Genomic DNA, 26680 nt, shown 5'->3' on the forward strand with positions numbered 1-26680 from the left:
CGTGTGGCCCCCTACGGCTTCACTGCTGGGCGCTGCTGCACTGCGGGACCAACTTCTGTTCTTCCTCGCTGAGGGTGGGACCGGGGGCCGGGGTGGCGGCCGCGTTGGCGCGCGCCTCGGCCTCCTTCTCCTTCGCCGGGTCCTTCGCGCCGCTCAGCCGGTCGGCGTTCTGCTTCTCGTTCTCCCGCTGCTGCTGCTCGGCCCTGCGCCGCTCGTCCTCCTTCTTGCAGGCGCCGGCGAGCGTGCCCAGCTCCTTGGCCTTCTGGAGGGCCTGGTCCCGGCTGCCCACCGTGATCGTGTCCACGACACGGCTGCGCTGGTCGACCGGGAGGTACTTGAGTTCGATCTCGGGGTGGTCCTGGTAGAGCCGGCTCAGGCTCAGCCACGCCAGGTCCTGGTTGATGCCCTGGTAGACCGCCACGTGGTCGTTGTCCTTGGCGCCCACGTAGTACTGCGTCTGCGTCCACTGGTAGCCGCCGTAGAGGCCGCCGCCGACGACGCCCAGCGCCAGGGCGATGATCAGCGACCGCTTCAGCCAGACGCCCTTGCGGCGCGGCTTGACGAAGTCCTCGTCGGTGAACGGGCCGAAGGTGCCGTCCGGCACGGCGCCCATGGCGGCGTCGCCGCTGCCGGGCGGGCCGAAGCCGCCGGCGCCGCCGTCCTGCGGGGGGACGGGCCGGTGGGCGCGGGCGTGCTCGGCGGCGCGGCCGGCCGGGGTGTGCAGGGCGCCGTCGCCGTACTGGAGCTGGTTCTCGGCGACCGCACCGACGATCACCGGGGTGTCGTTGAGCTGCCCGCCGAGGGTGTCGCCGCCGTCGACGTCGAGGACGTCGGCGACGATGCAGGTGATGTTGTCCGGGCCACCGCCGCGCAGCGCCAGCTGGATCAGTTCCTGCACGGTGTCGTGCGGGTTCTGGTAGCTGGCGAGGGTCTCCTCCATGGTCTGGTGGCTGACCACGCCGGAGAGGCCGTCGGAGCAGATCAGGTAGCGGTCGCCGGCCCGCACCTCGCGGATGGACAGGTCCGGCTCCACGTGGTCGCCGCTGCCCAGCGCGCGCATCAGCAGGGAGCGCTGCGGGTGGGTGGTGGCCTCCTCCTCGGTGATGCGCCCCTCGTCGACGAGGCGCTGCACCCAGGTGTGGTCCTGTGTGATCTGGGTGAGGACGCCGTCGCGCAGCAGGTACGCGCGGGAGTCGCCCACGTGCACGAGGCCCAGCCGCTGGCCGGTCCACAGCAGGGCGGTCAGGGTGGTGCCCATGCCCTCCAGCTGCGGGTCCTCCTCGACCATGACGCGCAGCTGTTCGTTGGCGCGCTGCACGGCCGTGCCGAGCGAGGTGAGGATGTCCGAGCCGGGCACGTCGTCGTCCAGCTGGACCAGGGTGGAGATGACCTCGGAGGAGGCGACCTCGCCGGCCGCCTGGCCGCCCATGCCGTCCGCGATGGCGAGCAGCCGGGGGCCGGCGTAACCGGAGTCCTCGTTGCCCTCCCGGATCATGCCCTTGTGCGATCCGGCGGCGAAGCGCAGTGACAGACTCATGCGCACCTCGCCCGTCGGCTCCGGGTACAGCCCCTTCCCAGCCACGCTGCCCACCCTCCGGTCGTCATGGTCCTACTACTTCCGCAGCTCGATGACGGTCTTGCCGATGCGGATCGGCGCGCCGAGCGGGATCGGGGTCGGAGCGGTCAGGCGGGTGCGGTCGAGGTACGTGCCGTTGGTCGACCCGAGGTCCTCGACGATCCACTGGCCGTCGCGGTCGGGGTAGATCCGGGCGTGCCGGCTGGAGGCGTAGTCGTCGTCCAGCACGATCGTGGAGTCGTGGGCACGGCCGAGGGAGATCGTCTGGCCCTGGAGGGCCACCGTGGTGCCGGAGAGGGAGCCTTCGGAGACCACCAGCTTGGTGGGCGCGCCACGGCGGCCGCGGTCCGCGCGGCGGCCGCCGGACTGCTGGCGCTGCTGCGGCGGGGCGGCCTGCTGGGCCCGCTGCTGCCGGGTGTCCCCGCCGCGGCGGGAGCCGCGCTGCGTCACGCGCGTGCCGAACAGATCGCTGCGAATGACCTGTACGGCCACGATGACGAACAGCCACAGTACGGCGAGGAAACCCAACCGCATGACCGTGAGGGTCAGCTCTGACATTGCCCCCGCTTCACCCTTCGGCTTGCCGGTAAACGATGGTGGTGCTGCCCACGACGATGCGTGAGCCGTCGCGGAGCGTAGCGCGCGTGGTGTGCTGGCCGTCCACCACGATGCCGTTGGTCGACCCCAGGTCCTGGATCGTCGCGGGGGTGCCGACCCGGATTTCACAGTGCCGGCGGGAGACGCCGGGGTCGTCGATCCGTACGTCCGCTTCGGTGCTGCGGCCCAGCACCAGGGTGGGCCGGGAGATCTGGTGGCGGGTGCCGTTGATCTCGATCCAGCGCCGGGTCTGCATGCCGCCCGTGGTGCCGGTGCCGGGGCCGCCGGGGCGCGGCGGCAGGGGCCGTACGCCGGGCGGGGGGCTGGTGGGCATGGGCGGGGCGCCGTGCGGCTGGGGCGGCCAGCCGCCGCCCTGCGTGGCGGCTCCGCCGGCGGCCCGGGCCGCGGGCCGGCCGGCGTGGGGGTCCTGCGACTCGCTGGCGGCCAGAGTGCGGCTGCGCACGCGGTAGAGGCCGGTGTCGAGGTCGTCGGCCTTCTCCAGGTGGACCTTGATCGTCCCCATGAAGGTGTAGCGCTGCTGCTTCGCGTAGTCGCGGACCATGCCGGAGAGCTCGTCGCCGAGCTGTCCGGCGTAGGGGCTGAGGCGCTCGTAGTCGGGGGCGCTCAGTTCCACGATGAAGTCGTTGGGGACGACGGTGCGGTCGCGGTTCCAGATGGTGGCGTTGTTGTCGCACTCGCGCTGGAGTGCGCCCGCGATCTCGACGGGCTGCACCTCTGACTTGAACACCTTGGCGAAGGTGCCGTTCACGAGTCCTTCGAGTCGCTGCTCGAAGCGCTTCAGTACTCCCACGGGGCACCTCCTTCCCTCAGTGACGTCCGTGATGCTCGGTGTCGTTCCTGATACTGCTTACTGATCGTATCCACGCGTCCGGAAAACAGCTGGTTCCCCTTCGGTGCGAGGAGTGACGAGTGTCGCCCTCCGCCGCCCCGTCCGGCGAACGTGCGGGGCGTCCCGTCACCCACGGATCGTAGAGGCGCCCTCTGGTCAGTGTCCCGCAACCGGAGGGGTCCCCGGGCCAAGGGCGGTGTGACCCTCGTCGTGCCCCCTGGGCGGGGGACGCCGGGGGCCGCCGGGCGAGGGGGCCGAGGCCACGGGTGTGAAACCACCCTCCGGACCGTGCTAATGTTCTCGATGTCGGAAGGCGAACGGACGACAACCGGGCGGAAACGCCGGGGAGCCGCCGGAAACCGGAAGACGCACCCATGCGCGGGTGGCGGAATAGGCAGACGCGCTGGATTCAGGTTCCAGTGCCCGAAAGGGCGTGGGGGTTCAACTCCCCCCTCGCGCACAACGACTCCCCCAGGTCTTCGGACCTGGGGGAGTTTTGTCGTACCCGCAGGATGCGTACGGTGGGGATCTCTTGTGATCTCTCGAGGGGGAGTGCGGGGATGTCGCGACTGCCGTACGTGCCGGGGTTCGCCCGGCCGCAGGCCGAGGGAGCGGGCCGGAAGGCCGCGAACGGAGCGAAGGCCGCGAAGGGCGCGGGGAAGGCGCTGCGTCGTACGGTGCCGCGCGCGGCGCACGCCGAGTGGCGGCCCGCGGCGGGCCGCCCGGGGGCCGTGGAGTCGGTGGAGGCGGCGAACGCCGGCCGGCTGCCCGAGCTGACCCCGATCCGGGTGGGGCGCATGGCCGCCTCGCCGTTCGCCTTCCTGCGCGGCTCGGCCGGGCTGATGGCGTACGACCTGGTGGAGACGCCGGTCACGGGCGTGGGCGCGCAGCTGTGCGGGGACGCGCACGCGGCGAACTTCGGCCTGTACGGCGACGCCCGCGGCGAGCTGATCATCGATCTGAACGACTTCGACGAGACCCTGTACGGGCCGTGGGAGTGGGACGTGAAGCGGCTGGCGGCCTCCCTGGTGCTGGCCGGCCGGGAGGCCGGGGCCGACGAGGCGACGTGCCGGGACGCGGCACGGGACGCCGTGGGTGCCTACCGGCGCACGATGCGGCTGCTGGCCGGCATGCCGGCGACCGCCGCGTGGAACGCCATCGCGGACGAGGCGCTCGTCTCGCACGCCGATGCGCACCAGCTGGTGGGCACGCTGGACCGGGTCGCGGCCAAGGCCCGGCGGAACACGAGCGCCCGGTTCGCCGCGAAGGCCACCGAGAGCGACGGCGCGGGCGGCCGGCGGTTCGTGGACGCGCCACCGGTGCTGCGCCGGGTGCCGGACGGGGAGGCGGCGGCGGTCGCCGCGGCGCTGGGGGAGTACCTGACGACGCTGCCGCCGGAGCTGCTGCCGCTGATGGCCCGGCACGAGGTGCAGGACGTGGCGTTCCGCGTGGTGGGCACGGGCAGCGTGGGGCTGCGCTCGTGGGTGGTGCTGCTCCTGGACCACCGGGGCGAGCCGCTGGTGCTCCAGGTGAAGGAGGCGCGGTCCTCGGTGCTGCTGCCGTACGTGGAGAAGGCGGGCTTCCTGCCGGCCGAAGTGGGCCACGAGGGGCGGCGCGTGGTGCTGGGGCAGAAGTCGATGCAGGTCGTCAGCGACGTGCTGCTGGGGTGGACGACGGTGGAGGGCCGGCCCTGCCAGGTGCGGCAGTTCCGCAACCGCAAGGGCAGCGTCGACCCGGCGGCGCTGGCCCCGGGCGAGCTGGACGACTACGGCCGGATGACGGGCGCGCTGCTGGCGCGGGCGCACGCGCACAGCGCGGACCCGCTGCTGATCGGCGGCTACTGCGGCAAGGGCGAGGAGCTGGACGAGGCGGTGGCGGCGTTCGCGGTGCGCTACGCGGACCGTACGGAGGCGGACCACGCGGAGCTGGCGGCGGCGGTGCGCAGCGGCCGGGTGGCGGCCGAGACGGGCGTGTGAGGGGCCGGGGGGTCCTGTCGGGTCCTGGGGGCCGTGGGTGGTCCCCGGGGCGGCATAGGCTGGGGCGGTGACGAATCCGGAAGCGCTCGCAGGGGAACCGGGGACCGAGCGGCTCGAACAGGCCGTCCGCACCGCCGAACAGGCCCTGATCGAGTACGAGATCGCGGTCGAGACCTTCCGGGTGGAGGTCGAGAACTTCTCCCGGCTCCACCAGCAGCGGCTGGGCCCGATGTACGCCCGTCTCGACGAGCTGGACGCGCTGATCGCCGAGGCCGTGGCGGCGCGCACCGGTGCCCCGGAGGACGTGCTCCGGGCGCAGGAGGCGCGGGCGCTGGTCCAGCCCATCCCGGGTGTGGAGGAGCTGCTCGGCGGGTGGATGGACGCCGACGGGCTCTTCCCGGAGGCGACGGCGATGCTCACCGGGCAGCCGGTGCGGCCGCCGCAGCGGGTGCGGCCGAGCGACGCGGCCCGCCGGGCGTACCGGGAGCTGATCCGCAAGGCCCACCCGGACCTGGCCCGGGACGACGCGGACCGGGCACGGCGCGAGGAGTTCGTGGTGCGCGTCAACGCCGCGTACGCCGCCGGGGACGAGGATCAGCTGGGCGAGCTGGCCGCGGAGTGGGCCGCCGGCCCGTTGCCGCCGCAGCGCCGCCCGAGCCGCGCGGAGGAGCTGTACGAGCGGCTGGAGTGGCTGGCGCGGCGCAAGGACATGCTGACGTCGGTGGCGGCCGAACTGGAGGGGTCGGCGATCGGCTCGCTGGTGAAGATGGCGCAGGACGACCCGGACGGGCTGCTGGCGCAGATCGGCGACGGGCTGGTGGCGCAGATCGCGGAGCGCGAGGCGCACCTGGCGACGTTGACCGGCTGACGCCGGACGGCTTCGCGTCGGGTAGCTTCGGTGGCATGCGATTTGGATCCGGTGTTCCCACGGTCGGTGTCGACTCCCTCGCCGCGGACGACTTCCTGCTGGACGTGCGGGAGGACGACGAGTGGCGGGCCGGGCACGCCGAGGGGGCGCTGCACCTGCCGATGAGCGACTTCGTGGCGCGCTACGAGGAGCTGCTGGAGCGGGCGCCCGAGGGCGGCCGGATCAACGTCATCTGCCGGTCCGGGGGCCGTTCGGCGCAGGTCACCGCGTACCTCGTGCAGCGCGGCCTGGACGCGGTCAACGTCGACGGCGGAATGTCGGCCTGGGAGGCGACGGGCCGCCCGGTGGTCGCCGTTGACGGCACGCCCGGCACGGTGATCTGAGCCCTGTCAGGGGAGCTTCAGGCTTCATGTGAGCTTCAGGTGAGGGGGTGGGCGGCCAGCAGGTCGCCCAGGGCCTCTTCGTGGGCGGCGGCCGGGCCGAGGGAGAGCTCCAGCTGCTTGGCCCAGGCGTGGTAGCGGTGCAGCGGGTGGTCCGTGTCGGCACCGGCGCCGCCGTGCAGGTGGTGCGCGGTCTGGACGACGCGCCGCACGCCCTGCGCTGCCCAGATCTTGGCCACGGCCACGTCGGCGGCGGCCGGCAGCGGGCCGTCCGCCCCCGACTCCAGCCGCCAGGCCGCCTGCCAGAGCGTGGCCTCCATGGCGCGCAGGTCCATGTAGCGGTCGGCGGCCTGGACGGCCACGGCCTGGAACGTGGCCAGCGGGTGCCCGAACTGGTGCCGCTCGGCGGTGTAGCCGCTGGTCCGCTCCAGAACGGCCTCGCCCAGTCCGAGGGCGAGGGCACAGGTGCCGGTCGTCAGCAGGTCGCGCAGCGCGTCCCAGGCTCCCTCGGCGGTGATCATTTCGTCGGCGCGGGCCCGCACCCCGTCCAGCGTGAGGTGGCCGTACCGCTCGCCGGTGGTGGACACCTGCTCGGCGAGCGAGACGCCGGGCCGGGGCCGGTGGTGGGCAGGGCCGTGGGCACGGTCATGAGCCTGGTCATGGGCCCGGTCGTGGGGCAGGAGCGCCAGGACGGGCCGTCCTTCGGTGGTGTGGGCGGGGAGCAGCAGGTGGTCGGCGCTGTGGGCCCAGGGGACGGCGGTGTGGGCGCCGTCGAGGACCCAGCCGTCCCCGTCGGGGCGTGCGGTGACGGCCAGCTCGGCCGGGCCGTGCCCGGTCGGCCCGGCGGCGGCCGCGGTGACGACGGCCTCGCCCCGTACCAGGGCCGGCAGCAGCCGGCCGGCTGCGTCCCCGCCGTACGTGCCGAGCACCAGGGCCGCGGCCCCGGTCTCCAGCAGCGGGACGCGGGCGAGGACCCGGCCCGCCTCGCGCAGCGCCAGGCACAGCGCGATGGCTCCGAGGCCGGCGCCGCCGTGCGCGCGCGGCACGGTCAGCCCCACCACCCCGGCCGTGGCCAGGCGGTCCCACAGGGGGCGGTCGAAGCCCTCGGCCACCGCCCCGGGCACCCGCGCCGGGCTGGGCACGCCGTCGGGCGTCACCTTGGCCAGGACACCCCGCGCCGCCTCGGCGGCGGCCTGCTGCTCCTCGGTGAAGGTGAAGTCCACTGCCGGCCTCCTGCCGCCTGACGTATCGTCAGATCGTGGGCAGGTTAGTGCAGTCGGGCGCCGGGCGGAACCGTGCGGATGTCCCGGGCCGGCCGCGCGGGGTCACCGGTCGAAGTCCAGCTCCACCTCCTCGGTGACCGGATGGGACTGGCAGGCCAGCACGTACCCGGCGTCCAGCTCGTCCTGCTCCAGCGCGAAGTTGCGGTCCATCCGCACCTGTCCCGCCACCAGGTGGGCCCGGCACGTCCCGCACACCCCGCCCTTGCAGGCGTACGGCGCGTCGGCACGGTTGCGCAGCACCGTCTCCAGCAGCGATTCGCCGTCCCGCACCGGCCAGCGGCCGCTGCGCCCGTCGAGCGTGGCCGTGACGGAACTGTGCGCGGGAGCCCCGGCCGCCGCCGCGCCCGGCGTGGTGACGGCGGTCCCGGCGTCCCCGGCGGTCTCCGCCACGGTCTCCTCCACGTGGAAGATCTCCTCGTGGATGCGCTCCCGGGCCACCCCGAGCCCCCGCAGCGCCCGCTCGGCCCCGGCCACCAGGCCGTGCGGTCCGCACAGGAACCAGCCGTCCACGTCGCCCACCGGCAGCAGCGCGGGGAGCAGCCCGGTCAGCCGTTCCTCGTCGAGCCGGCCGGAGGCGGGGCCGGCCTGCTGCTCCTCGCGGGTCAGGGTCTGTACGAGCTGGAACCGGCCGGGGTGACGGTCCTTGAGGTCGGCGACCTCGTCCAGGAACATCGTGGAGGCGGTGGTGCGGTCGCTGCGTATGAGGCAGAACCGCGCCTGGGGCTCCCGGGCCAGCAGGGTGCCGGCGATGGACAGGACGGGCGTGATCCCGCTCCCGCCGACGACGGCCGCGAAGTGGCCGGGCCGCGGCTCCAGCACGAACCGCCCGGCCGGCGGCAGGACCTCCATGGTGTCCCCCACGGCGAGTTCCTTGTGCGCCCAGGGGGAGAACGCGCCGCCCTCCACCAGCCGCACCCCGATCCGCAGCGTGCTGGGCCCCTCGGGGCCGGGTGCCGGGGCGCAGAGCGAGTAGGTGCGGCGTATCTCCTCGCCGTCCACGACGCGGCGCAGCGCCAGATGCTGGCCGGGCAGGTAGTGGAAGGCGGCGCGCTGCTCCGGGGGGACGGCGAGGGTGACGGCCACCGCGTCGTCGGTGAGCGGCTCGACGGCCGCGACCCGCAGGGGGTGGAAGGCGCCGTGGCGGACCGCTGCCATCTACAACTCCTTGAAGTGGTCGAAGGGTTCGCGGCACGCCGTGCAGCGGCGCAGCGCCTTGCAGGCGGTGGAGGAGAACCGGCTGAGCAGCTCCGTGTCGGTGGATCCGCAGTGCGGGCAGCGGATGGCCAGGCCCACCGGGACGGGCCCGCCGTGCCCCGCCGGGCGCGGGGGCGCGATGCCGGCCTCGGCGAGCTTGCGCCGGCCCTCGGCGGTGATGTCGTCGGTGGACCAGGGCGGGGAGAGGACGGTGCGCACGGTCACCTCCGCCTGACCGTGCTCGTGCAGCACCCGCTCGATGTCCGCCGCCATGGCCTCCACGGCGGGGCAGCCGGTGTACGTGGGGGTGAGCTCGACCTCCACGTGGCCCGGGCCGGTGAGGTGGACGCCGCGCAGGACGCCCAGTTCGGCGAGGGTGACCATGGGCAGCTCGGGGTCGGGGACGGCCCCGGCCAGGGTGCGGAGCCGCTCCTCCAGGGCGGTGGGCGCGGTCACCATGACGCCCCCGGGTGGCTGCGGTGCAGGTGCTGCATCTCGGCGAGCATCCGTCCGAAGGGCTCGGTGTGGATGCCCTGCCGGCCGCCGCCGGCCGCCCACGGGGTGTGCTGCGGCCCTTCCGGCAGGGCGAGCCCGGCGCGCTCCAGGACGCCGGTGATCCGGCCCAGCCAGCCCTCGCGGAGGGCCGGCCCGTCGACCGGCAGGCCCTCCACAGGCTCGAACAGCTCGCCCGTGTACCGCCACAGGGCGTCGAGGGCGTGGCGCATGCGGCGGCGGCTCTCGTCGGTGCCGTCGCCGAGCCGGAGCGTCCAGTGCTCGGCGTGGTCCCGGTGGTAGGCCACTTCCTTGACGGCTTTCGCGGCGAGCGGCGCGAACACCGTGTCCGACGCGGCCAGTTGGCCGTACAACAGCTCCTGGTAGGCGGAGAAGTACAGCTGGCGCGCGATGGTGTGGGCGAAGTCGCCGTTGGGCTGCTCGACCAGCTGGACGTTGCGGAAGGCGCGTTCCTCGCGGAGGAAGGCCAGGTCGTCCTCGTCGCCGACGAGGGACAGCAGGGTCCGGGCCTGGCCCAGCAGGTCCAGGGCGATGTTGGCGAGGGCGACCTCCTCCTCCAGGACGGGCGCGTGCCCGGCCCACTCCCCCAGCCGGTGCGACAGCACCAGGGCGTCGTCGCCGAGGGCGAGCGCCGCGCGCTCGGGGACCACTGTCGTCACCGTCGTCCTGCTCGTCGTCCCGGTCACAGGTGCTGCACCCCCTCCGGGATCTCGTAGAACGTGGGGTGGCGGTAGGGCTTGTCGGCGGCCGGCTCGAAGAAGGGGTCCTTCTCGTCGGGCGAGGAAGCGGTGACGGCGGCCGAGGGCACCACCCAGATGGACACGCCCTCGGAGCGCCGGGTGTACAGGTCGCGTGCGTTCCGCAGGGCCATTTCGGCGTCCGGGGCGTGCAGGCTGCCGGCGTGGGTGTGGGACAGGCCCCGCCTGCTGCGCACGAACACCTCCCACAGCGGCCAGTCGGTGCCGGTCATGCCGTCGCCTCCCCGTGCTTGGCCGCGTACGCGGCGGCAGCTTCGCGCACCCAGGCGCCTTCTTCGTGGGCCCGCCGCCGCTGGGCGAGCCGCTGGTCGTTGCAGGGCCCGTTGCCCCGCAGGACCTCGTGGAACTCGTCCCAGTCGATGGGGCCGAAGTCGTAGTGCCCGCGCTCCTCGTTCCAGCGGAGGTCGGGGTCGGGCAGGGTCAGGCCGAGCGACTCGGCCTGCGGCACGCAGATGTCCACGAAGCGCTGGCGCAGCTCGTCGTTGGAGTGCCGCTTGATCTTCCAGGCCATGGACTGGGCCGAATGGGCGGACGCGTCGTCGGGCGGCCCGAACATCATCAGCGAGGGCCACCACCAGCGGTCCACGGCGTCCTGCGCCATGGCGTGCTGGGCGGGGGTGCCGCGGCTGAGGGTCAGCAGCAGCTCGTACCCCTGGCGCTGGTGGAAGGACTCCTCCTTGCAGATGCGGACCATGGCGCGGGCGTAGGGCCCGTAGGAGCAGCGGCACAGCGGCACCTGGTTGGTGATGGCCGCGCCGTCCACGAGCCAGCCGATGGCTCCGACGTCCGCCCAGGTCAGCGTGGGGTAGTTGAAGATCGAGGAGTAGCGCTGGCGGCCGGCGTGGAGCTTGTCGAGCAGCTCCTCGCGGCCCGTGCCCAGCGTCTCCGCCGCGCTGTAGAGGTAGAGGCCGTGCCCGGCCTCGTCCTGCACCTTGGCCATGAGGATCGCCTTGCGCCGCAGGGAGGGCGCGCGGGTGATCCAGTTGGCCTCGGGCTGCATGCCGATGATCTCGGAGTGCGCGTGCTGGGCCATCTGCCGGACCAGCGTCGCGCGGTACGCGTCGGGCATCCAGTCCCGTGGCTCGATGCGCTCGTCGGCGGCCACCGCGGCCTCGAACACCGCCTCCAGCCCCGCGGTGTCCGGTGCTTCCGTCTCAGGCGCCGTCGCCGTCATGCCGTGCCCCCTCGTCCGCCGTGGAACTCCCTACCGACCGATCGTTCGGTTCAATGGTGAGCCGCCCCGGCGGAGGGTGTCAACCCTGGATCTCCCTCCGGGAGAACCCCGACGCAACCCCCGGGAAGCCGTGAAGGGCCGGGGCCGCTGGGCCCTGCGGGACGGCCTCGGTACCGTTCGGGTGCACGCCGCCCGGCCGGGGCGGTGCGAACACAGGAACGGGGCGGGGTATGGACACGGACGACGGGCACGGGCGGGCCGGCGGCGACGCCGGGCCGGAGGCGCTCTCGCTGCCCGCGCGCCTCGTCACGGCGGCCGGCGCGGTGGCGGTGACGGTGGCCGCGGCCGTGCACCTGGCCATGGTCTTCCTGCACGTGGCGCCCCCGAACACGGTCAGCAAGCAGCACGCCGCCGCCATCGACGACTACGTGCTGCCCGAGTTCGAACAGAACTGGAAGCTCTTCGCCCCCAACCCGCTCCAGCAGAACATCGCGGTCCAGGCCCGCGCCGAACTGCCCGGCCCCGGCGGCGCCGTCACCGTCACGTCCTGGGCCGACCTCTCGGCCCAGGACGGCGCCGCCGTCCGCCACAACCCCGTGCCCAGCCACACGCAGCAGAACGAACTCCGCCGCGCCTGGGACTTCTACGCGGCCACCCACGATGCCCAGGGGCGCCCCGTCGGCCTGCGCGGCGAGCTGTCCGAGCAGTACCTCCGCCGTATCGTCGTCGCCCGCCTCGCCACCGGCCCCCGCGGCCGGGAGCCCGGCCGCGTGCAGGTCCGTGCGGTCACCACACCCATCGCCCCGCCGCCGTGGAGCGAGGAGAAGACCGACACCAAGCCCGCCTACCGGGTGCTGCCCTGGTGGCCCGTCACCACTGCCGACCTGGGAGGTCACCGATGACCGGCTCGCTCACCCGCGGCCTCGCCCAAGGGCTCGCCCGCGTCACCGGCACCGCCCTCGGCCCGTACCAGACGGCCGTACTGCGTATCGGCCTGTCCTTCACCTGGGTGTGCTTCCTGCTCCGCGAGTGGCCCCACCGGTACGAGCTCTACGGGCCCGGCAGCCCCTGGGGCTGGGACCTGGCGCGCCGGCTCACGGACGACAACCACGCCTTCACCGCGCTGATGTGGTCCGACAGCCCGGTGTGGTTCGAGGCCGTCTATCTCGTCGCGCTGGTCTCCGCCGCCCTCCTCCTGCTCGGCTGGCACACCCGGGCCATGGCCGTCCTGTCCATGACCGGCGTGCTCGCGCTGCAGAACCGCAGCATCCTCGTCGGCGACGGCGGCGACAACGTCATCCACCTGATGGCGCTCTACCTCGTCCTGGTCCGCTGCGGACAGGTCTGGTCGCTGGACGCCCGCCGCGCCGCGCGCCGCGCCCGCGCCGGCACGACCACGCCCGAGCCGGGCGGCGTCCTGCTGTGGGCCGGCTGCGGCGCCGCCCTGGCCGCCGCGCAGCTCGTCACCGACACCCGCCTGGCCTGGACGGAGCACGGCCCGCTGCCCGGCCTCGGCTGGGCGACCGTGCTGTGGGGACTGTGGCTCGTCCACGCGCTGTGGTGGCTGGTCTGCCGCTACGCGCCCGGCGAGCCCCGCACCGTGCTCGACTCCCTGGCGAACCTGGCGCACAATGCCACCCTGCTGGTGATCATGGCCGAGGTGTGCCTGATCTACGCCACCGCCGGCTGGTACAAGATCCAGGGCTCGCGCTGGCAGGACGGCACCGCGGTCTACTACCCGATGCACATCGACTACTTCGCGCCCTGGCCCGGCCTCTCCCACGCCCTGGTGGGCAGCGGCGTGCTGGTCATGCTGATGAGCTACGGCACGGTGATCTCCCAGACCGCCTTCCCCTTCACGCTGCTCAACCGGCGCGCGAAGAACGTGCTGCTGGTGGTGATGATGGCCGAGCACGCCGGCATCGCCGTGCTGCTGGGCCTGCCGTTCTTCTCGCTCGCCATGATCGTGGCGGACGCGGTCTTCCTCCCCACCTCCTTCCTCCTCCGCCTGGGCGCCCTCGCCGGCCGCGCCCGCGACCGGCTGCGGCCCGCCCGCCCGGCCGCGGTGCCCGCGCCGCGCGAGGAACCGGCGCCCGACGGCTCGCTCGTCGGCGGCGGGGGACCGGCCACGTAGGCTTGCGGCCCATGGACGCCACCACCGAGGACCCCGCCGCGGCCGCCGTACGGCAGTGGGGCCGGGAGGCCCCGGACGCCGTCCTGCTCGACGGGTTCCACGCGCTCAAGCACGCCCTGCGCTTCGGGGCGCCGGTGCGCACCGCCGTCGCCTCCGACAAGGCCGCCGCCCTGCGGCTGGCCGCAGACCTCGCGCCCGACCTCGCCGGGACCCTCGACGGGCTGCTGGTGGAGATCCCCGCCGCCGAGCTGCGCGCGCTCGTGCCCCGCGTCCACCCGACGGGCGTGGCCGGCCTGGCCGGCCGGCGCGACCGCGGGGACAACCTGGCGGCGCTGACGGCACGGCCCCGCCGGGCCCCGGTCGTCGTCCTCGACAACCCGCGCAACCTCGGCAACGTCGGTGCCGTCGTCCGCCTCGCGGCGGGCTTCGGCGCCACGGGCGTGGTCACCACCGGCGACCTCGACCCCTGGCACCCCAACGCCGTCCGTTCGGGCGCCGGCCTGCACTACGCCACCGCCGTGGAACAGCTGCCGTACGACGGGCTGCCGCCGGGACCCCGCTACGTCCTGGACCCCGAGGGCGCGGACATCCGCGCGCTGACCCTGCCCGACGACGCCCTGCTCGTCTTCGGCTCCGAACGGCACGGCGTCTCGCCGGAGCTGCGGGCCACCGCCGACCACCTGGTGGCCCTGCCCATGCGGCCCCAGGTCTCCAGCTACAACCTGGCCACCAGCGTGGCCATGGCGCTGTTCCACTGGGGTGCCCGCTCCGGGGCCGGCCCGGCCCCGGAGCCGCACACCGCCGGCTAGGCCTGCGCGGCCGGTGCCACCGGCCGGCGCACCTCCACCGTGCGGAACCGCGGCGCGACGAACGCGCTGTCGCACAGCACCGCGTTGGCCGCCGGGTTGCCGCCGGAGCCGTGGTAGTCGGAGAAGGCGGCGGTCTGGTTCACGTACACCCCGCCGGTGAGGTTGAGGGACAGCTGCGCGCACTCCTCCAGACATGCTTCCTCGATCAGCCGCTCGGCCTCCGGCGACGTCGTGTACGCCCCGACCGTCATGGCGCCCTTCTCGCGCACCGTGCGGCGCAGCAGGCCGACGGCGGCCTCCGTCGAGTCGACCGCCACGGCGAAGGCCACCGGCCCGAAGCACTCCGAGAGGTACGCCGCCTCGGCGTCCGGCTTGGCACCGTCCAGCTTCACGATCACCGGGGTGCGGACCGTGGCGCCGGGGAAGTCGGGGTTGGCGACCGTACGGGAGGCGAGGGCGACCTCGCCGAGCTGTGCGGCCGCGTCGATACGGGCGCTCACCTGGTCGTTGACGATGGCGCCGAGCAGGGCGTTGGCGCGGGCGTCGTCGCCCAGCAGCTTGTCGACGGCGCCGGCCAGGTCGGCGACGACCTCGTCGTACGACTTGTGGCCGGCGTCCGTCGCGATGCCCTCGCGCGGCACCAGCAGGTTCTGCGGGGTGGTGCACATCTGGCCGCTGTAGAGGGACAGCGAGAAGGCCAGGTTGGAGAGCATGCCCTTGTAGTCGTCGGTGGAGTCGACGACGACCGTGTTGACCCCGGCCTTCTCCGTGAAGACCTGCGCCTGGCGGGCGTTGGTCTCCAGCCAGTCGCCGAAGGCGGTGGAGCCGGTGTAGTCGATGACGCGGATCTCGGGGCGCACGGCCAGCGTCTTGGCGATGCCCTCGTCCTGCCGCTCGGCGGCGAGCGCGACCAGGTCCGGGGCGAAGCCGGCGTCCCGCAGCACCTCGCGGGCGATGCGCACGGTGAGCGCCAGCGGCAGAACCGCGCGGGGGTGCGGCTTGACCAGGACCGCGTTGCCGGTGGCCAGCGAGGCGAACAGGCCGGGGAAGCCGTTCCACGTGGGGAAGGTGTTGCAGCCGATGACGAGGCCGATGCCGCGCGGCACCGTGGTGAACGCCTTGCGCAGCTCCAGCGGCTCCCGCTTGCCCTGCGGCTTGACCCACTCGGCCTCCGGCGGCGCCGCCTCGGTCTGCGCGGCGTACGCGTAGGCCACGGCCTCCAGGCCGCGGTCCTGGGCGTGCGGCCCGCCGGCCTGGAACGCCATCATGAACGCCTGCCCGCTGGTGTGCATGACCGCGTGCGCGAACTCGTGCGTGCGCGCGTTGATCCGGGCGAGGATCTCCAGGCACACCGCCGCGCGTGCCCGCGGGCCCGCGTCGCGCCAGGCCGGCATGGCGGCGCGCTGCGCGGCGAGCAGCACGTCGACGTCGGCGTGCGGGTACTCGATGCCCAGCTCCAGCCCGTACGGCGAGCTCTCCGTGGCCGTCCAGCCGTCGGTGCCGGGCTGGTCCAGCTCGAACCGCTTGCCGCGCAGCGCCTCGAAGGCGGCGTGCCCCTCCTCGGCTCCCAGGCTGCCGGGCACGCCGTCGGCGCCGTACGCCTTGGGGTGCTCGGGGTAGGGGGACCAGTAGCCGCGCGAGCGGATCGTGGCGAGCGCCTGGTCGAGCGTGGGCTGGTGCTTCTCGGTCAGCTGGGCGGTGGTGAGTCCGGCGGTCACGTCTGACCAACTCCTCGTCGGGCGGAAGACCCTGCTACGGGCACTGCGTACGGAATTTTCGGGCTCCTGCTGCGGGGGAAGCACCCCCGCTGGATACAGTAACCGAACGATCGGTCGGGACAAGGGGGCCCGGCGAAGCTGTGGACAACTCATCGGGGAGGATCACTGCCATGACCGCCATCGACCCCGGCCGCACCGTCGCCGTCGTCGGCACGGGCACCATGGGCCAGGGCATCGCCCAGGTCGCCCTGCTCGCGGGACATCCCGTACGGCTGTACGACGCGGCCCCCGGCCGGGCCGCGGAGGCCGCGAAGGCCGTGTCGGACCGCCTGCTCCGGCTCGCCGAGAAGGGCCGGCTCGCCGCGGACCGGCTCGAACCCGCCCTCGAACGGCTGCGACCCGCCGACGGCCTCGCCGAACTCGCCGACGCCGCCCTGGTGATCGAGGCGATCGTGGAACAACTCGACGCCAAACAGCAGCTGTTCACCGCGCTCGAAGCCGTCGTCGACGACGCCTGCGTCCTGGCCACCAACACCTCCTCCCTGCCCGTGACCGCCGTCGCCGCGCCCCTCCGCCGGCCCGGCCGCTGCCTCGGCCTGCACTTCTTCAACCCCGCGCCCCTCCTGCCCCTCGTCGAGGTCGTCCGCGGCCACGCCACCGACGACACCGTCGCCACCGCCGCCCAGGACCTCATGACCGCCTGGGGCAAGACCCCCGTGCGCTGCGCCGACACCCCCGGCTTCCTCGTCAACCGCCTCGCCCGGCCCTTCTACGCCGAAGCCTTCCGCGTGTACGAGGAGGGCGCCGCCGAACCCGCCACGATCGACGCCGTGCTGCGCGACTGCGGCGGCTTCGCCATGGGCCCCTTCGAGCTCACCGACCTCATCGGCCAGGATGTGAACAACGCCGTCACCCACTCGGTCTACGAGGCGTTCTTCCACGACCCGAAGTTCCGGCCCTCGCTCGCCCAGCAGCGCCTGGTCCAGGCCGGACTGCTGGGCCGCAAGTCGGGCCGCGGCTGGTACGACCACGGCGCGGGCGCCCCCCGGCCCGGGCCGGCCACCGCCGCGCCGTGCGCCCCGCCGGACGCCGTCGGCCGGCACGGCGACCTGCCCGCGGGCGCCGGCGACCTGCTGCCGATGATCGAGGAGGCGGGCATCGAGGTCGTCCCCGGCGACCGCGCGCCCGCCCCGGCGGACGGCGGGATCGTCCTGCCCGGCGGCACCCGCCTCGCCCTGACCGACGGCAGGGCCGCCACCGGCACCCACCGCCCCGGCCCCCTGATCACCTTCGACCTGGCCCTCGACTACCGCGCCTGCACCCGCATCGCCCTGGCCGCCTCCGAGACCGTGCCCCCGGCCGACCTGGCCGCCGCCACCGGCCTCTTCCAGGCGCTCGGCAAGCAGGTCAGCGTCATCGGCGACGTCCCCGGCATGATCGTGGCCCGGACGGTCGCCCAGCTCGCCGACTTCGCCGAGGACGCCGCCGGCCGGGGCGTCGCGAGCCGCGAGGACGTCGACACCGCCATGCGGCTGGGCGTGAACTACCCGCGCGGGCCCCTGGAGTGGGGGGCGGCCGTGGGGCACGCGTGGCTGGGGAGGTTCCTGCGCAACATGGACGACGAGTACCCCGGCGGCCGGTACGCCGCCTGCCAGTCCCTGCGCCGCCGTGCGGCCGCCGACGAGGGCCTGGTTCAATCATGACCATGGCCAAGCGCGACACCTACACGCCCGAATCGCTGCTCGCGGTCGCCGTCAAGGTGTTCAACGAGCGCGGCTACGACGGCACGTCCATGGAGCACCTCTCCAAGGCCGCCGGCATCTCCAAGTCCTCGATCTACCACCACGTGCGGAGCAAGGAGGAGCTGCTGCGGCTGGCGATAAGCCGCGCGCTCGACGGGCTCTTCGCGGTCCTGGACGAGCCGGCGGCCACCTCCGGACGCGCGGTCGACCGCCTGGAGTACGTCACCCGGCGCACCGTGGACGTGCTGATCGACGAGCTGCCGTACGTCACGCTGCTGCTGCGGGTGCGGGGCAACACCGGCACCGAGCGCTGGGCGATGGAGCGGCGCCGCGAGTTCGACCACCGGGTCGCCGCCCTGCTGAAGGAGGCCGCCGCGGACGGCGACCTCCGGCAGGACGTGGACGTACGGCTGGCTACCCGGCTGCTCTTCGGCATGATCAATTCGGTGGCGGAGTGGTACCGCCCCGGGCGCGGCGGAGCGTCCGCCGACGAGGTGGCCGACGCCGTGGTCCGCACCGCCCTCGCGGGCCTGCGCACGCACGACCCGGCCTGAGCCCACCGCGGGGGCCGGGCGCCCGTGAGCGTCGGCCCGGCCCCCGCGGTCAGCACTCGTCCTTGAGGTCCGTCTCCTCGAACACCAGCAGGGTGCGGGTGCTCAGCACCTCGTCGATGGCCTGGATGCGGGTGAGGACCAGCTCGCGCAGGGCGCGGTTGTCGCGCGTGTGCACCAGCAGCAGCACGTCGAAGTCGCCGCTGACCAGTGCGATGTGCGCGACCCCGGGCAGCTCGCGGATCTTTTCGCGGACCGTGCGCCAGGAATTCTGGACGATCTTCAGCGTGATGTAGGCCGACGCGCCGTGGCCGGCCCGCTCCTGGTCGACGCGGGCGCCGAAGCCGCGGATGACGCCGTCGTCGATGAGCCGGTTGATGCGGGCGTAGGCATTGGCCCGCGAGACGTGCACGCGCTCGGCCACGGACCGTATCGAGGCCCGTCCGTCGGCCTGGAGCATGCGCAATATCGAGCGGTCGATGTCGTCCAGCGGGCGCGCGGGCGGTCTGCCGCCCGGCGTGGCCATCTGTTCCTCCGCCATACCGCCATGCCTCCCCTTCATGGACGTCCAGTCCATATCTCAGGCTGTGGAGAACCGTTTGTCCACAGGCTCCGGCCGCCTGTAGCCAAAAAGTGCCGACGACCGAACAATCGGTAGGGAGAGCGCGGGTCGCTTTCCGGCCACGTTCGTCCCCAGAGCTCGCCCCCGAGGAGGTGCTCGTCATGACGGTGCTGGAGCAGCCGGGCCCGTACCGGCCCGCCCCGCCCCCCGCCTGGCAACCCCGTACCGACCCCGCGCCGCTGCTGCCCGACGCGGAGCCGCTCCGCCTCCTGGGCACCCCCGCGGCCGCCGGGCTCGACCCGGCACTGCTGCTGGAGCTGCACGGCCAGCTGGTGCGCGGCCGGCGGTACAACGCGCAGGCCACCGCACTCACCCGGCAGGGGCGCCTCGCGGTCTACCCCTCCTCCACGGGCCAGGAGGCGTGCCAGGTCGCGGCCGGCCTGGTCCTCCAGCAGCAGGACTGGCTCTTCCCCAGCTACCGCGACACCCTCGCCGCGGTCGTCCGCGGCCTCGACCCCGTGCAGGCCCTCACCCTGCTCCGCGGCGACTGGCACACCGGCTACGACCCCGCCGAGCACCGTGTCGCCCCCCTGTGCACCCCCCTGGCCACCCAGCTCCCGCACGCCGTGGGCCTGGCCCACGCCGCCCGCCTCAAGGGCGACGACGTCGTGGCGCTCGCCCTCGTGGGCGACGGCGGCACGAGCGAGGGCGACTTCCACGAGGCGCTCAACTTCGCCGCGGTGTGGCGCGCCCCCGTGGTCTTCCTCGTGCAGAACAACGGCTTCGCCATCTCCGTCCCCCTCGCCAAGCAGACGGCCGCTCCCTCACTGGCCCACAAGGCCGTCGGATACGGCATGCCCGGCCGCCTGGTCGACGGAAACGACGCCGCCGCCGTCCACCACGTGCTCACCGACGCGCTGCGCTGCGCCCGCTCCGGCGGCGGCCCCACCCTCGTCGAGGCTGTCACCTACCGCCTCGACGCCCACACCAACGCCGACGACGCCACCCGCTACCGCGGCGACGCCGAGGTCGAGGCGTGGCGCGCCCACGACCCGGTCACCCTCCTGGAACGCGAGCTGACCGGCCGCGGGCTGCTGACCGAGGACGTCATACGGGCCGCACGGGACGCCGCCGAGCGCATGGCCGCCGACCTGCGCGAGCGGATGAACCAGGACCCCGTGCTCGACCCGATGGAACTGTTCGCCCACGTTTACGCCGAGCAGACTGCCCAACTGCGCGCCCAGGCAGCACAATTGCGTGCTGAGCTGACCGCCGCGGGCGAGCTCCCCGGTGCGCCGGAGGGCGGCCCCCAGGAAGGAAGGCAGCGATGACCACCGCCCCCGCCGGCCCCGGCCTCAAGCCGGCCACCATGGCCGAGGCGCTCCGCCGGGCGCTGCGCGACGCCATGGCCGACGACCCGGCCGTGCACGTCCTCGGCGAGGACGTGGGCACCCTCGGCGGCGTCTTCCGCATCACCGACGGGCTCGCCAAGGAGTTCGGCGAGGACCGCTGCGTGGACACGCCGCTCGCGGAGGCCGGCATCATGGGCACCGCCGTCGGCATGGCCATGTACGGGCTGCGGCCCGTGGTCGAGATGCAGTTCGACGCCTTCGCCTACCCGGCCTTCGAGCAGCTCGTCAGCCACGTGTCGCGCATGCGCAACCGCACCCGCGGCGCCCTCCCGATGCCCCTCACCGTGCGCGTCCCCTACGGCGGCGGCATCGGCGGCGTCGAGCACCACAGCGACTCCTCCGAGGCGTACTACGCCGCCACCCCCGGCCTGCACGTCGTCACCCCGGCCACCGTCGCCGACGCCTACGGGCTGCTGCGCGCCGCCATCGCCTCCGACGACCCCGTGGTGTTCCTCGAACCCAAGCGCCTGTACTGGTCCAAGGCCGCCTGGGACCCCGAACGGCCCGACGAGGTGCCCGGCATCGGCCGCGCCGTGGTCCGCCGCCGCGGCACGTCCGCCACGCTGATCACCTACGGCCCGGCCCTGCCCGTCTGCATGGAGGCCGCCGAGGCCGCCGTCGACGAGGGCTGGGACCTGGAGGTCGTCGACCTGCGGTCGCTCGTGCCCTTCGACGAGGAGACCGTGTGCGCCTCCGTACGGCGCACCGGCCGCGCGGTGGTCGTGCACGAGGCCCCCGGCTTCGGCGGCCCCGGCGGCGAAGTGGCCGCCCGGGTGACCGAGCGCTGCTTCCACCACCTGGAGGCGCCGGTGCTGCGCGTGACCGGCTTCGACATCCCGTACCCCCCGCCCATGCTGGAGAAGCACCACCTGCCGGGCGTCGACCGCGTGCTCGACGCGGTCGCCCGCCTCCAGTGGGAATCCGACTGGACCGAGCGGACCCCCGGGACCGCTGCCGCTACCGACGACGAGAGTGGTGCGCGCTGATGGCCGTGGTGCGCGAGTTCACACTGCCCGACCTGGGCGAGGGCCTCACCGAGGCACAGGTCGTCCGCTGGCTGGTGAAGGTGGGCGACGTGGTCGCCGTCGACCAGCCGGTGGTCGAGGTGGAGACCGCCAAGGCGATGGTGGAGGTCCCCTGCCCCTACGCGGGCGTGGTCACCGCCCGCTTCGGCGGCGAGGGCGACGAACTGCCCGTCGGCGCGCCCCTGCTGACCGTGGCCGTGGGCGACGCCACTGCCGCGGAGGCGGCGCCCGCCGCCGGAGAGGGGGCCGAAGGGTCCGGCAACGTCCTCGTCGGCTACGGCACGCAGGCGCCCGCCCCGCGCCGCCGCCGCGTCCGGCCCTCGCCGCGCGACGCCGGCCGCACCGCCGCCGAGCCGCCGCCGGCCGCCGCCGCCCCACCTGCCACCGTCGCCGTCATCTCCCCGCTCGTCCGCCGCCTGGCGCGCGAGCGCGGCGTCGACCTCACACGACTGCGCGGCACCGGGCCCGACGGGCTGATACTCCGCTCCGACGTCGAACAGGCCGCACGGGCAGCCGGTACCGCCCGCGCCGAGCGGCCCGCCCGCACCACGACCCGTACGGGCCGCGCCGGCACCGGCCGCCCCGTGGCCGACGGCCTGCGCGTGCCCCTGCGGGGCGTACGGGGCGCGGTCGCGGAGAAGCTCAGCCGCAGCCGGCAGGAGATCCCCGACGCCACGTGCTGGGTCGACGCCGACGCCACCGAGCTGATCGCCGCCCGCCGCGCGATGAACGTCTCCGGCGGCGCCAAGGTGTCGCTGCTCGCCCTCCTGGCCCGCGTCTGCACCGCGGCCCTCGCCAAGTACCCCGAGCTCAACGCCACCGTGGACACGGAGGCGCAGGAGATCGTGCGGCTGCCCGACGTGCACCTGGGGTTCGCGGCCCAGACCGACCGCGGCCTCGTCGTGCCCGTCGTGCGCGACGCCCACGCCCGCAACGCGGTCGAACTGTCCGTCGAAATGGCCCGCCTCACCGAAGCGGCGCGCGCCGGCAAGCTCAGCCCCGCCGAGCTGACCGGCGGCACGTTCACCCTCAACAACTACGGCGTGTTCGGCGTCGACGGCTCCACGCCCATCCTCAACCACCCCGAGGCGGCCATGCTCGGCGTCGGCCGCATAGCCCCCAAGCCCTGGGTCCACCAGGGCGAACTCGCGGTGCGGCAGGTGGTGCAGCTGTCGTTCACGTTCGACCACCGCGTCTGCGACGGCGGCACCGCGGGCGGCTTCCTGCGCTACGTGGCCGACTGCGTCGAACAACCGGCGGTCCTGCTGCGCACCGTCTGACCGCATCCGGCCGGCCGGCGGCCCACGCCATACTCGGGGGGTGAGTGCTGACGACCCGACGGCGGAGTACGACGCGGTGGTGCTGGCCGGCGGCGCGGCCCGGCGGCTCGGCGGCGCGGACAAACCCGCCGTACGTGTCGGGGGCCGGCCGCTCCTCGACCGGGTGCTGGACGCCTGCGCCGGCGCCCGGCGGACCGTCGTCGTGGGCCCCCGCCGGCCCACCGCCCGCCCCGTCACCTGGACCCGCGAACAGCCGCCCGGCGGCGGCCCGCTCGCCGGCCTCGCCGCCGGGCTCCGGCAGGTCACCGCGGACCGGCTCCTCGTCCTCTCCGCCGACCTGCCGTTCCTCGACCGCGGCACCGCCGCCGCGCTCCTCCGCCCGCTCGCCGCGCCCGACGGGCCCGACGGCGTGCTGCTCACCGACCCCGACGGCCGCGACCAGCCGCTCGTGGCCGCCTACCGCGCCGAGGACCTGCGGCGCGAGCTCGGCCTGCTCGTCGCCGAGCACGGCACGCTGACCGGACTGCCGGTGCGGCTGCTCACCGCCGAGCTGCGCCTGGCCCGGCTCCCGCACCCCACCGCCGCCTTCGACTGCGACACCTGGGAGGACATCGGCACGGCCCGCGCCCGCATCAGGGACGATAGGACCGTGCTGGATGAATGGATCTCCGCGGTCAAGGCCGAACTCGGCATCGGCCTCGACGTCGACACGGCCGGTCTCCTCGACCTCGCCCGCGACGCCGCGCACGGCGTCGCCCGCCCGGCCGCGCCGCTGACGACGTTCCTCGTCGGGTACGCGGCGGCCCTGGACGGGGGCGGCCCCGACGCGGTCGCCCGCGCGGCCCGCCGCGCCGCCGCGCTCGCGGAGGAGTGGGCGCGCGAGCAGGAAGGGCACGACGGAAGGCCATGACGGACCGCAGGGACGACGCCGAGCACGCGCTCGACCGGGCCGCCGACGAGGCGCTGGCGCTGTTCGCCGACGCGCCGGGCGCCGGCCGCATGCGGGTGCGGCCTGTCGGCCGCCCGTTCTTCCCGTTCGACGAGGACCCGTTCAAGGAACCGGAGGAACCGGAAGCCCCCGAGCCGGCCCCCGCGGACGCCGGCTGCCACGGCAACCGCACCCCGTGGCCCACGGCCCGCCGCACGGCCGCCCGCGCGGCCACGCCGCCGGCACCGCGCACCCGGCCCCTGTCCGAGGCCCTGGGCGAGGTCCTGGCCGCACCTCTGACGGCGCTCACCGACCTGCCGGCCTTCGACACGGCCGCGATGGACGGCTGGGCCGTCTCGGGCCCGGGCCCCTGGCGCCTGCCGGTGTCCCCTGACGGGGACGGGGAACGAACCGGCACATCGGGCACCGCCGGCACCGTGGGCGGCCCGGAGGGCCAGGGGGCTGCCGCCGACGCGGAGGCTGCCGCCGCGGGTGGGACTTGCGGGGCCGACCAGGGCGCCGCAGGCGCCGGCCCGGCGGCTGTCGCCGCGATGGCGACGGGAACCGCCGACGCAGTGCCCACGGGCGCCGCTGTCCTCGCGGACGGTCAGGCCGCTGTTGGCGGCGCTGCCGCCCCGGGCGCCGTAGGCGCCGCCGCTGAGGCGGCCGCGGGCCCTGCGGCCGGCATCGCCGGCGCGCAGGCAGCCGCCACCGCAACCGTCGCCGCCGCGGACGAGGCCCGCACGGGTGACCAGATCACCGCCGTTGCCGCGGTCGGCCACCCCGCCGCGCCCACCGGTGGCATCGCCGCCGCGGCTGCCTCCGGCGCCGAGCCCGCGGACGCGACCAACGCGGCCCGCGCAGCCGCTGTCCCAGCGGGTGATCAGGCTGCCTCGGGCGCCGCAGGCGCTGTCTGCCCGCACGGGCAAGCAGCCGTCGGCCCGGCGGCCGGGGGCCCCGCCGGGGCCGTTGCCGGCGGCCCCGCAACGGCAACCGACAGCGCTGCGGCCCCAGGCGCCGCAGGCATGCCCGGTGCGGACGATCAGCCCACCGCGGTGGCGATCGGCCACCCCGCCGCGCCCACCGGTGGCCTCGTCGGCGCCTCCACCAACACCCCGTCCAGCGCCGCCGCGACGGCCACCGGCGCCACCGCTGCCCCCGAGGCCGCAGACGCCCCCGGCGCGCCCACCGCCCCCGCCGCGCCCACCGGCGGCCTCACCGGCGCCCCCACCAACACCCCGTCCAGCGCCGCCGCGACGGCCACCGGCGCGCCCGCTGCGGCCTCCACCGCCGTCTCCCCCACCGGCCCCCCCACCCCCCTCCTCGCCGGTTCCCCCTCCGTCGCTCCCCTTCCCGACGGTGCCGCCGTCCGGATTGCCACCGGGGCTCGTGTGCCGCCCGGGGCCACTGCTGTTCTCCGTTCCGAGCACGGGACCGTTCGTATGGGTACCGAGCTGTATGCCGGGCGGCATGTCGATCAGGGGCAGGACATTCGGCCGCGGGGGCAGGAGTGCCGGGTCGGGGACGAGTTGCTGGGGGCCGGGGGCGTGGTCAGTCCTGTGGTGTTGGGGCTGGCTGCTGCTGCCGGGTATGACGAGCTGGAGGTCGTGCCTCGGCCGCGCGTCGAGGTGTTCGTGCTCGGGGACGAGCTGCTGCACGAAGGGCTGCCCCGGGACGGGCGGATCCGGGACGCCCTCGGGCCCCTGCTGGGGCCCTGGCTGACCGCTCTCGGTGCGGACGTCGTCGGCGTGCGGCGGCTGGGCGACGACGCCGGGGCGCTGGGCGCCGCCCTGGCCGGGTCCGGGGCCGACGTCGTCGTCACCACCGGCGGTACCGCCGCCGGGCCCGTCGACCACGTCCACCCCACGCTCCGCCGCCTCCGCGCCGAGCTGCTCGTCGACGGCGTCGCCGTACGCCCCGGCCACCCCATGCTGCTGGCCCGCCTGGGCCCGCGCCGCCACCTCGTCGGCCTGCCCGGCAACCCCCTCGCCGCCGTCGCCGGCCTGCTCACGCTCGCCGAGCCGCTGCTGCGCTCCCTGTCCGGCCGACCCCGCACCGAACCGCCCCTGGCGCGGCTCACCGACGAGGTCACCGGCCACCCCGCCGACACCCGCCTCGTGCCCGTCGCCCGCACCCGCACCGGGCGGGCCCGCCCGCTGCGGTTCCACGGCCCCGCCATGCTGCGCGGCCTGGCCGCCGCCGACGCGCTGGCCGTCGTACCGCCCGGCGGGGCGTCCCCGGGAACCGAGGTCGCGCTGCTGCCGTTCCCCTGGTGCACACCGTGATGCAGTCCGGGCCCGCCGCCGACGGTCAGGACGCCGACATCCGCATCGTCCTGCCGCGCTACAGCGTCGCGCCCGTCCGCCAGGTCGTCCGGCGGCTGCTGCTCGCGCTGTTCGTCATGGCCGTCACCGTCCTCGTCGTCTACGCCGACCGCGGCGGCTACCACGACAACGCCGACGGCGAGATGAGCCTGCTCGACGCGCTCTACTACTCGACCGTCACCCTGTCCACCACCGGATACGGCGACATCGTCCCGCACAGCGACAGCGCCCGGCTGACGAACGTGCTGGTCGTGACGCCCCTCCGGGTCCTCTTCCTGATCATCCTGGTCGGCACCACCCTGGAGGTGCTCACCGAGCGCACCCGGGAGCAGTGGCGCCAGACCCGCTGGAGAGCCGCCTTGCGAGACCACACCGTCGTCATCGGCTTCGGCACGAAGGGCCGGCACGCCGTGCAGACCCTCGGCACGTCGGGGCGGGAGAAGAAGGACCGGATCGTCGTCGTCGACCCGAGCCCCAAGGCCGTCGAGGCGGCCACCGCCCACGGCTATGCGGGCGTCGTCGGCGACGCCACCCGCAGTGACGTGCTGCTGCGCGCCGAGGTCCAGCGCGCCCGCCGGATCATCGTCGCCACCCAGCGCGACGACACCGCCGTCCTCGTCACGCTCACCGCCCGCCAGCTCAACCGGGGCGCGAAAATCGTCGCGGCGGTGCGCGAGGAGGAGAACGCGCCCCTGTTGCGCCAGTCCGGCGCCGACGCGGTCATCACCAGCGCCAGCGCCGCCGGCCGCCTGCTCGGCCTGTCCGTCCTCAGCCCCAGCGCCGTCACCGTCATAGAGGACCTCATCCAGCAGGGCAGCGGCCTCGACCTCGTCGAACGCCCCGTCGTCAAGGCGGAGGTGGGCCTCGGCGTGCGCGAGGTCGACGACCTGGTGGTGTCGGTGCTGCGCGGCCACCGCCTCCTGCCGTACGACGACCCGCAGGCCGGCCCCCTCCAGGCCACGGACCGGCTGATCACCATCGTCCGCGCCCGCCCGCTCCCGGACGGGGAGTGGGAGTAGCCTCGCG

At 74.8% G+C, this 26680-nt stretch carries 25 protein-coding genes and 1 tRNA gene; 15 read left to right on the forward strand and 11 right to left on the reverse strand.

Annotated features, from left to right (window positions below; translation table 11 throughout):
* Positions 1–19 precede the first annotated feature (19 nt).
* The 3 genes from IE305_RS12925 to IE305_RS12935 all read right to left on the reverse strand — a co-directional run bounded on the left by IE305_RS12925 (position 20) and on the right by IE305_RS12935 (position 2984).
* The gene (locus tag IE305_RS12925) at positions 20–1537 is read right to left on the reverse strand and encodes a Stp1/IreP family PP2C-type Ser/Thr phosphatase (RefSeq protein ID WP_190129878.1); all 1518 of its coding nucleotides are present in this window, start codon (positions 1535–1537) and stop codon (positions 20–22) included.
* A gap of 75 nt (positions 1538–1612) precedes the next feature.
* Positions 1613–2134 (reverse strand): FHA domain-containing protein FhaB/FipA, encoded by a 522-nt coding sequence (locus IE305_RS12930; protein WP_190129668.1) that lies wholly within the window; start codon positions 2132–2134, stop codon positions 1613–1615.
* A gap of 10 nt (positions 2135–2144) precedes the next feature.
* Positions 2145–2984 carry an FHA domain-containing protein gene (locus IE305_RS12935; protein WP_190129669.1) on the reverse strand — a complete coding sequence of 280 codons (840 nt, stop codon included), beginning with the start codon at positions 2982–2984 and terminating at the stop codon, positions 2145–2147.
* A gap of 415 nt (positions 2985–3399) precedes the next feature.
* Here IE305_RS12935 and IE305_RS12940 point away from each other — a divergent pair.
* From IE305_RS12940 to IE305_RS12955, 4 genes are all read left to right on the forward strand, one after another.
* A tRNA-Leu gene (locus tag IE305_RS12940) sits at positions 3400–3483 on the forward strand.
* A 52-nt stretch (positions 3484–3535) separates the two neighbouring features.
* On the forward strand, positions 3536–4999 hold the full coding sequence (locus IE305_RS12945) for a DUF2252 domain-containing protein (RefSeq protein WP_190129670.1): 1464 nt from the start codon (positions 3536–3538) through the stop codon (positions 4997–4999).
* A gap of 67 nt (positions 5000–5066) precedes the next feature.
* Complete coding sequence (locus IE305_RS12950) at positions 5067–5867, forward strand: hypothetical protein (RefSeq protein ID WP_190129671.1); 801 nt, start codon at positions 5067–5069, stop codon at positions 5865–5867.
* 35 nt (positions 5868–5902) lie between these two features.
* Positions 5903–6250 (forward strand): rhodanese-like domain-containing protein, encoded by a 348-nt coding sequence (locus IE305_RS12955; protein ID WP_190129672.1) that lies wholly within the window; start codon positions 5903–5905, stop codon positions 6248–6250.
* Between the two features lie 35 nt (positions 6251–6285).
* Here IE305_RS12955 and IE305_RS12960 read toward each other — a convergent pair whose 3' ends face one another.
* From IE305_RS12960 to paaA, 6 genes are all read right to left on the reverse strand, one after another.
* A complete protein-coding gene (locus IE305_RS12960) occupies positions 6286–7470 on the reverse strand; it encodes an acyl-CoA dehydrogenase family protein (RefSeq protein WP_190129673.1) in 1185 nt (394 codons plus the stop codon).
* Positions 7471–7572: 102 nt separating this feature from the next.
* Positions 7573–8685, reverse strand: coding sequence for a 2Fe-2S iron-sulfur cluster-binding protein (locus IE305_RS12965; RefSeq protein WP_190129674.1), 1113 nt, complete (start codon positions 8683–8685; stop codon positions 7573–7575).
* On the reverse strand, positions 8686–9183 hold the full coding sequence (gene paaD / locus IE305_RS12970) for a 1,2-phenylacetyl-CoA epoxidase subunit PaaD (protein WP_190129675.1): 498 nt from the start codon (positions 9181–9183) through the stop codon (positions 8686–8688).
* Complete coding sequence (gene paaC / locus IE305_RS12975) at positions 9177–9923, reverse strand: 1,2-phenylacetyl-CoA epoxidase subunit PaaC (protein ID WP_229890887.1); 747 nt, start codon at positions 9921–9923, stop codon at positions 9177–9179. Before paaC ends, paaD begins: the two co-directional genes overlap by 7 nt.
* On the reverse strand, positions 9920–10207 hold the full coding sequence (paaB, locus tag IE305_RS12980) for a 1,2-phenylacetyl-CoA epoxidase subunit PaaB (RefSeq protein WP_190129676.1): 288 nt from the start codon (positions 10205–10207) through the stop codon (positions 9920–9922). The genes paaC and paaB overlap by 4 nt, the downstream gene beginning before the upstream one ends.
* Positions 10204–11169: a 1,2-phenylacetyl-CoA epoxidase subunit PaaA gene (paaA, locus tag IE305_RS12985; protein WP_190129677.1), complete on the reverse strand. Its 966-nt coding sequence runs from the start codon at positions 11167–11169 to the stop codon at positions 10204–10206. The genes paaB and paaA overlap by 4 nt, the downstream gene beginning before the upstream one ends.
* A 230-nt stretch (positions 11170–11399) precedes the next feature.
* Between paaA and IE305_RS12990 the strand changes: the two genes are divergently transcribed.
* Genes IE305_RS12990 through IE305_RS13000 form a run of 3 tightly spaced genes read left to right on the forward strand, consistent with a single transcriptional unit; the run spans position 11400 to position 14112 of the window.
* Positions 11400–12071 (forward strand): DUF5819 family protein, encoded by a 672-nt coding sequence (locus IE305_RS12990; RefSeq protein WP_190129678.1) that lies wholly within the window; start codon positions 11400–11402, stop codon positions 12069–12071.
* Positions 12068–13303, forward strand: a complete 1236-nt coding sequence (locus tag IE305_RS12995) for an HTTM domain-containing protein (RefSeq protein ID WP_229890889.1) — start codon at positions 12068–12070, stop codon at positions 13301–13303. The genes IE305_RS12990 and IE305_RS12995 overlap by 4 nt, the downstream gene beginning before the upstream one ends.
* A gap of 11 nt (positions 13304–13314) precedes the next feature.
* Positions 13315–14112, forward strand: a complete 798-nt coding sequence (locus IE305_RS13000; RefSeq protein ID WP_190129680.1) for a TrmH family RNA methyltransferase — start codon at positions 13315–13317, stop codon at positions 14110–14112.
* Here the strand turns inward: IE305_RS13000 and paaN are convergent.
* Positions 14109–15830: a phenylacetic acid degradation protein PaaN gene (gene paaN / locus IE305_RS13005; RefSeq protein WP_190129681.1), complete on the reverse strand. Its 1722-nt coding sequence runs from the start codon at positions 15828–15830 to the stop codon at positions 14109–14111. The two genes, IE305_RS13000 and paaN, sit on opposite strands and share 4 nt — an antisense overlap.
* Positions 15831–16000: 170 nt before the next feature.
* On the opposite strand from paaN, the gene IE305_RS13010 reads away from it, so the two are divergent.
* Positions 16001–17533, forward strand: a complete 1533-nt coding sequence (locus tag IE305_RS13010) for a 3-hydroxyacyl-CoA dehydrogenase (protein ID WP_190129682.1) — start codon at positions 16001–16003, stop codon at positions 17531–17533.
* Positions 17530–18126, forward strand: a complete 597-nt coding sequence (locus IE305_RS13015; RefSeq protein WP_190129683.1) for a TetR/AcrR family transcriptional regulator — start codon at positions 17530–17532, stop codon at positions 18124–18126. Before IE305_RS13010 ends, IE305_RS13015 begins: the two co-directional genes overlap by 4 nt.
* Before the next feature lie 49 nt (positions 18127–18175).
* Here the strand turns inward: IE305_RS13015 and IE305_RS13020 are convergent, their stop codons facing one another.
* Positions 18176–18664 (reverse strand): Lrp/AsnC family transcriptional regulator, encoded by a 489-nt coding sequence (locus IE305_RS13020; protein WP_190129684.1) that lies wholly within the window; start codon positions 18662–18664, stop codon positions 18176–18178.
* A 182-nt stretch (positions 18665–18846) separates the two neighbouring features.
* Here IE305_RS13020 and pdhA point away from each other — a divergent pair, with 182 nt between their 5' ends.
* The 6 genes from pdhA to IE305_RS13050 are packed head-to-tail and all read left to right on the forward strand — an operon-like array spanning position 18847 to position 26673.
* Positions 18847–20016, forward strand: a complete 1170-nt coding sequence (pdhA, locus tag IE305_RS13025) for a pyruvate dehydrogenase (acetyl-transferring) E1 component subunit alpha (RefSeq protein ID WP_190129685.1) — start codon at positions 18847–18849, stop codon at positions 20014–20016.
* Complete coding sequence (locus IE305_RS13030) at positions 20013–21083, forward strand: alpha-ketoacid dehydrogenase subunit beta (protein WP_190129686.1); 1071 nt, start codon at positions 20013–20015, stop codon at positions 21081–21083. Before pdhA ends, IE305_RS13030 begins: the two co-directional genes overlap by 4 nt.
* Positions 21083–22402 carry a dihydrolipoamide acetyltransferase family protein gene (locus IE305_RS13035; protein ID WP_190129687.1) on the forward strand — a complete coding sequence of 440 codons (1320 nt, stop codon included), beginning with the start codon at positions 21083–21085 and terminating at the stop codon, positions 22400–22402. Before IE305_RS13030 ends, IE305_RS13035 begins: the two co-directional genes overlap by 1 nt.
* Positions 22403–22442: 40 nt before the next feature.
* Positions 22443–23312: an NTP transferase domain-containing protein gene (locus IE305_RS13040; RefSeq protein ID WP_229890890.1), complete on the forward strand. Its 870-nt coding sequence runs from the start codon at positions 22443–22445 to the stop codon at positions 23310–23312.
* A complete protein-coding gene (locus IE305_RS13045) occupies positions 23309–25615 on the forward strand; it encodes a molybdopterin molybdotransferase MoeA (protein WP_190129688.1) in 2307 nt (768 codons plus the stop codon). The genes IE305_RS13040 and IE305_RS13045 overlap by 4 nt, the downstream gene beginning before the upstream one ends.
* The gene (locus tag IE305_RS13050) at positions 25615–26673 is read left to right on the forward strand and encodes a potassium channel family protein (protein WP_190129881.1); all 1059 of its coding nucleotides are present in this window, start codon (positions 25615–25617) and stop codon (positions 26671–26673) included. Before IE305_RS13045 ends, IE305_RS13050 begins: the two co-directional genes overlap by 1 nt.
* Positions 26674–26680 lie beyond the last annotated feature (7 nt).

This window comes from Streptomyces mashuensis (genome assembly GCF_014654785.1).
GTDB lineage: Bacteria > Actinomycetota > Actinomycetes > Streptomycetales > Streptomycetaceae > Streptomyces > Streptomyces mashuensis.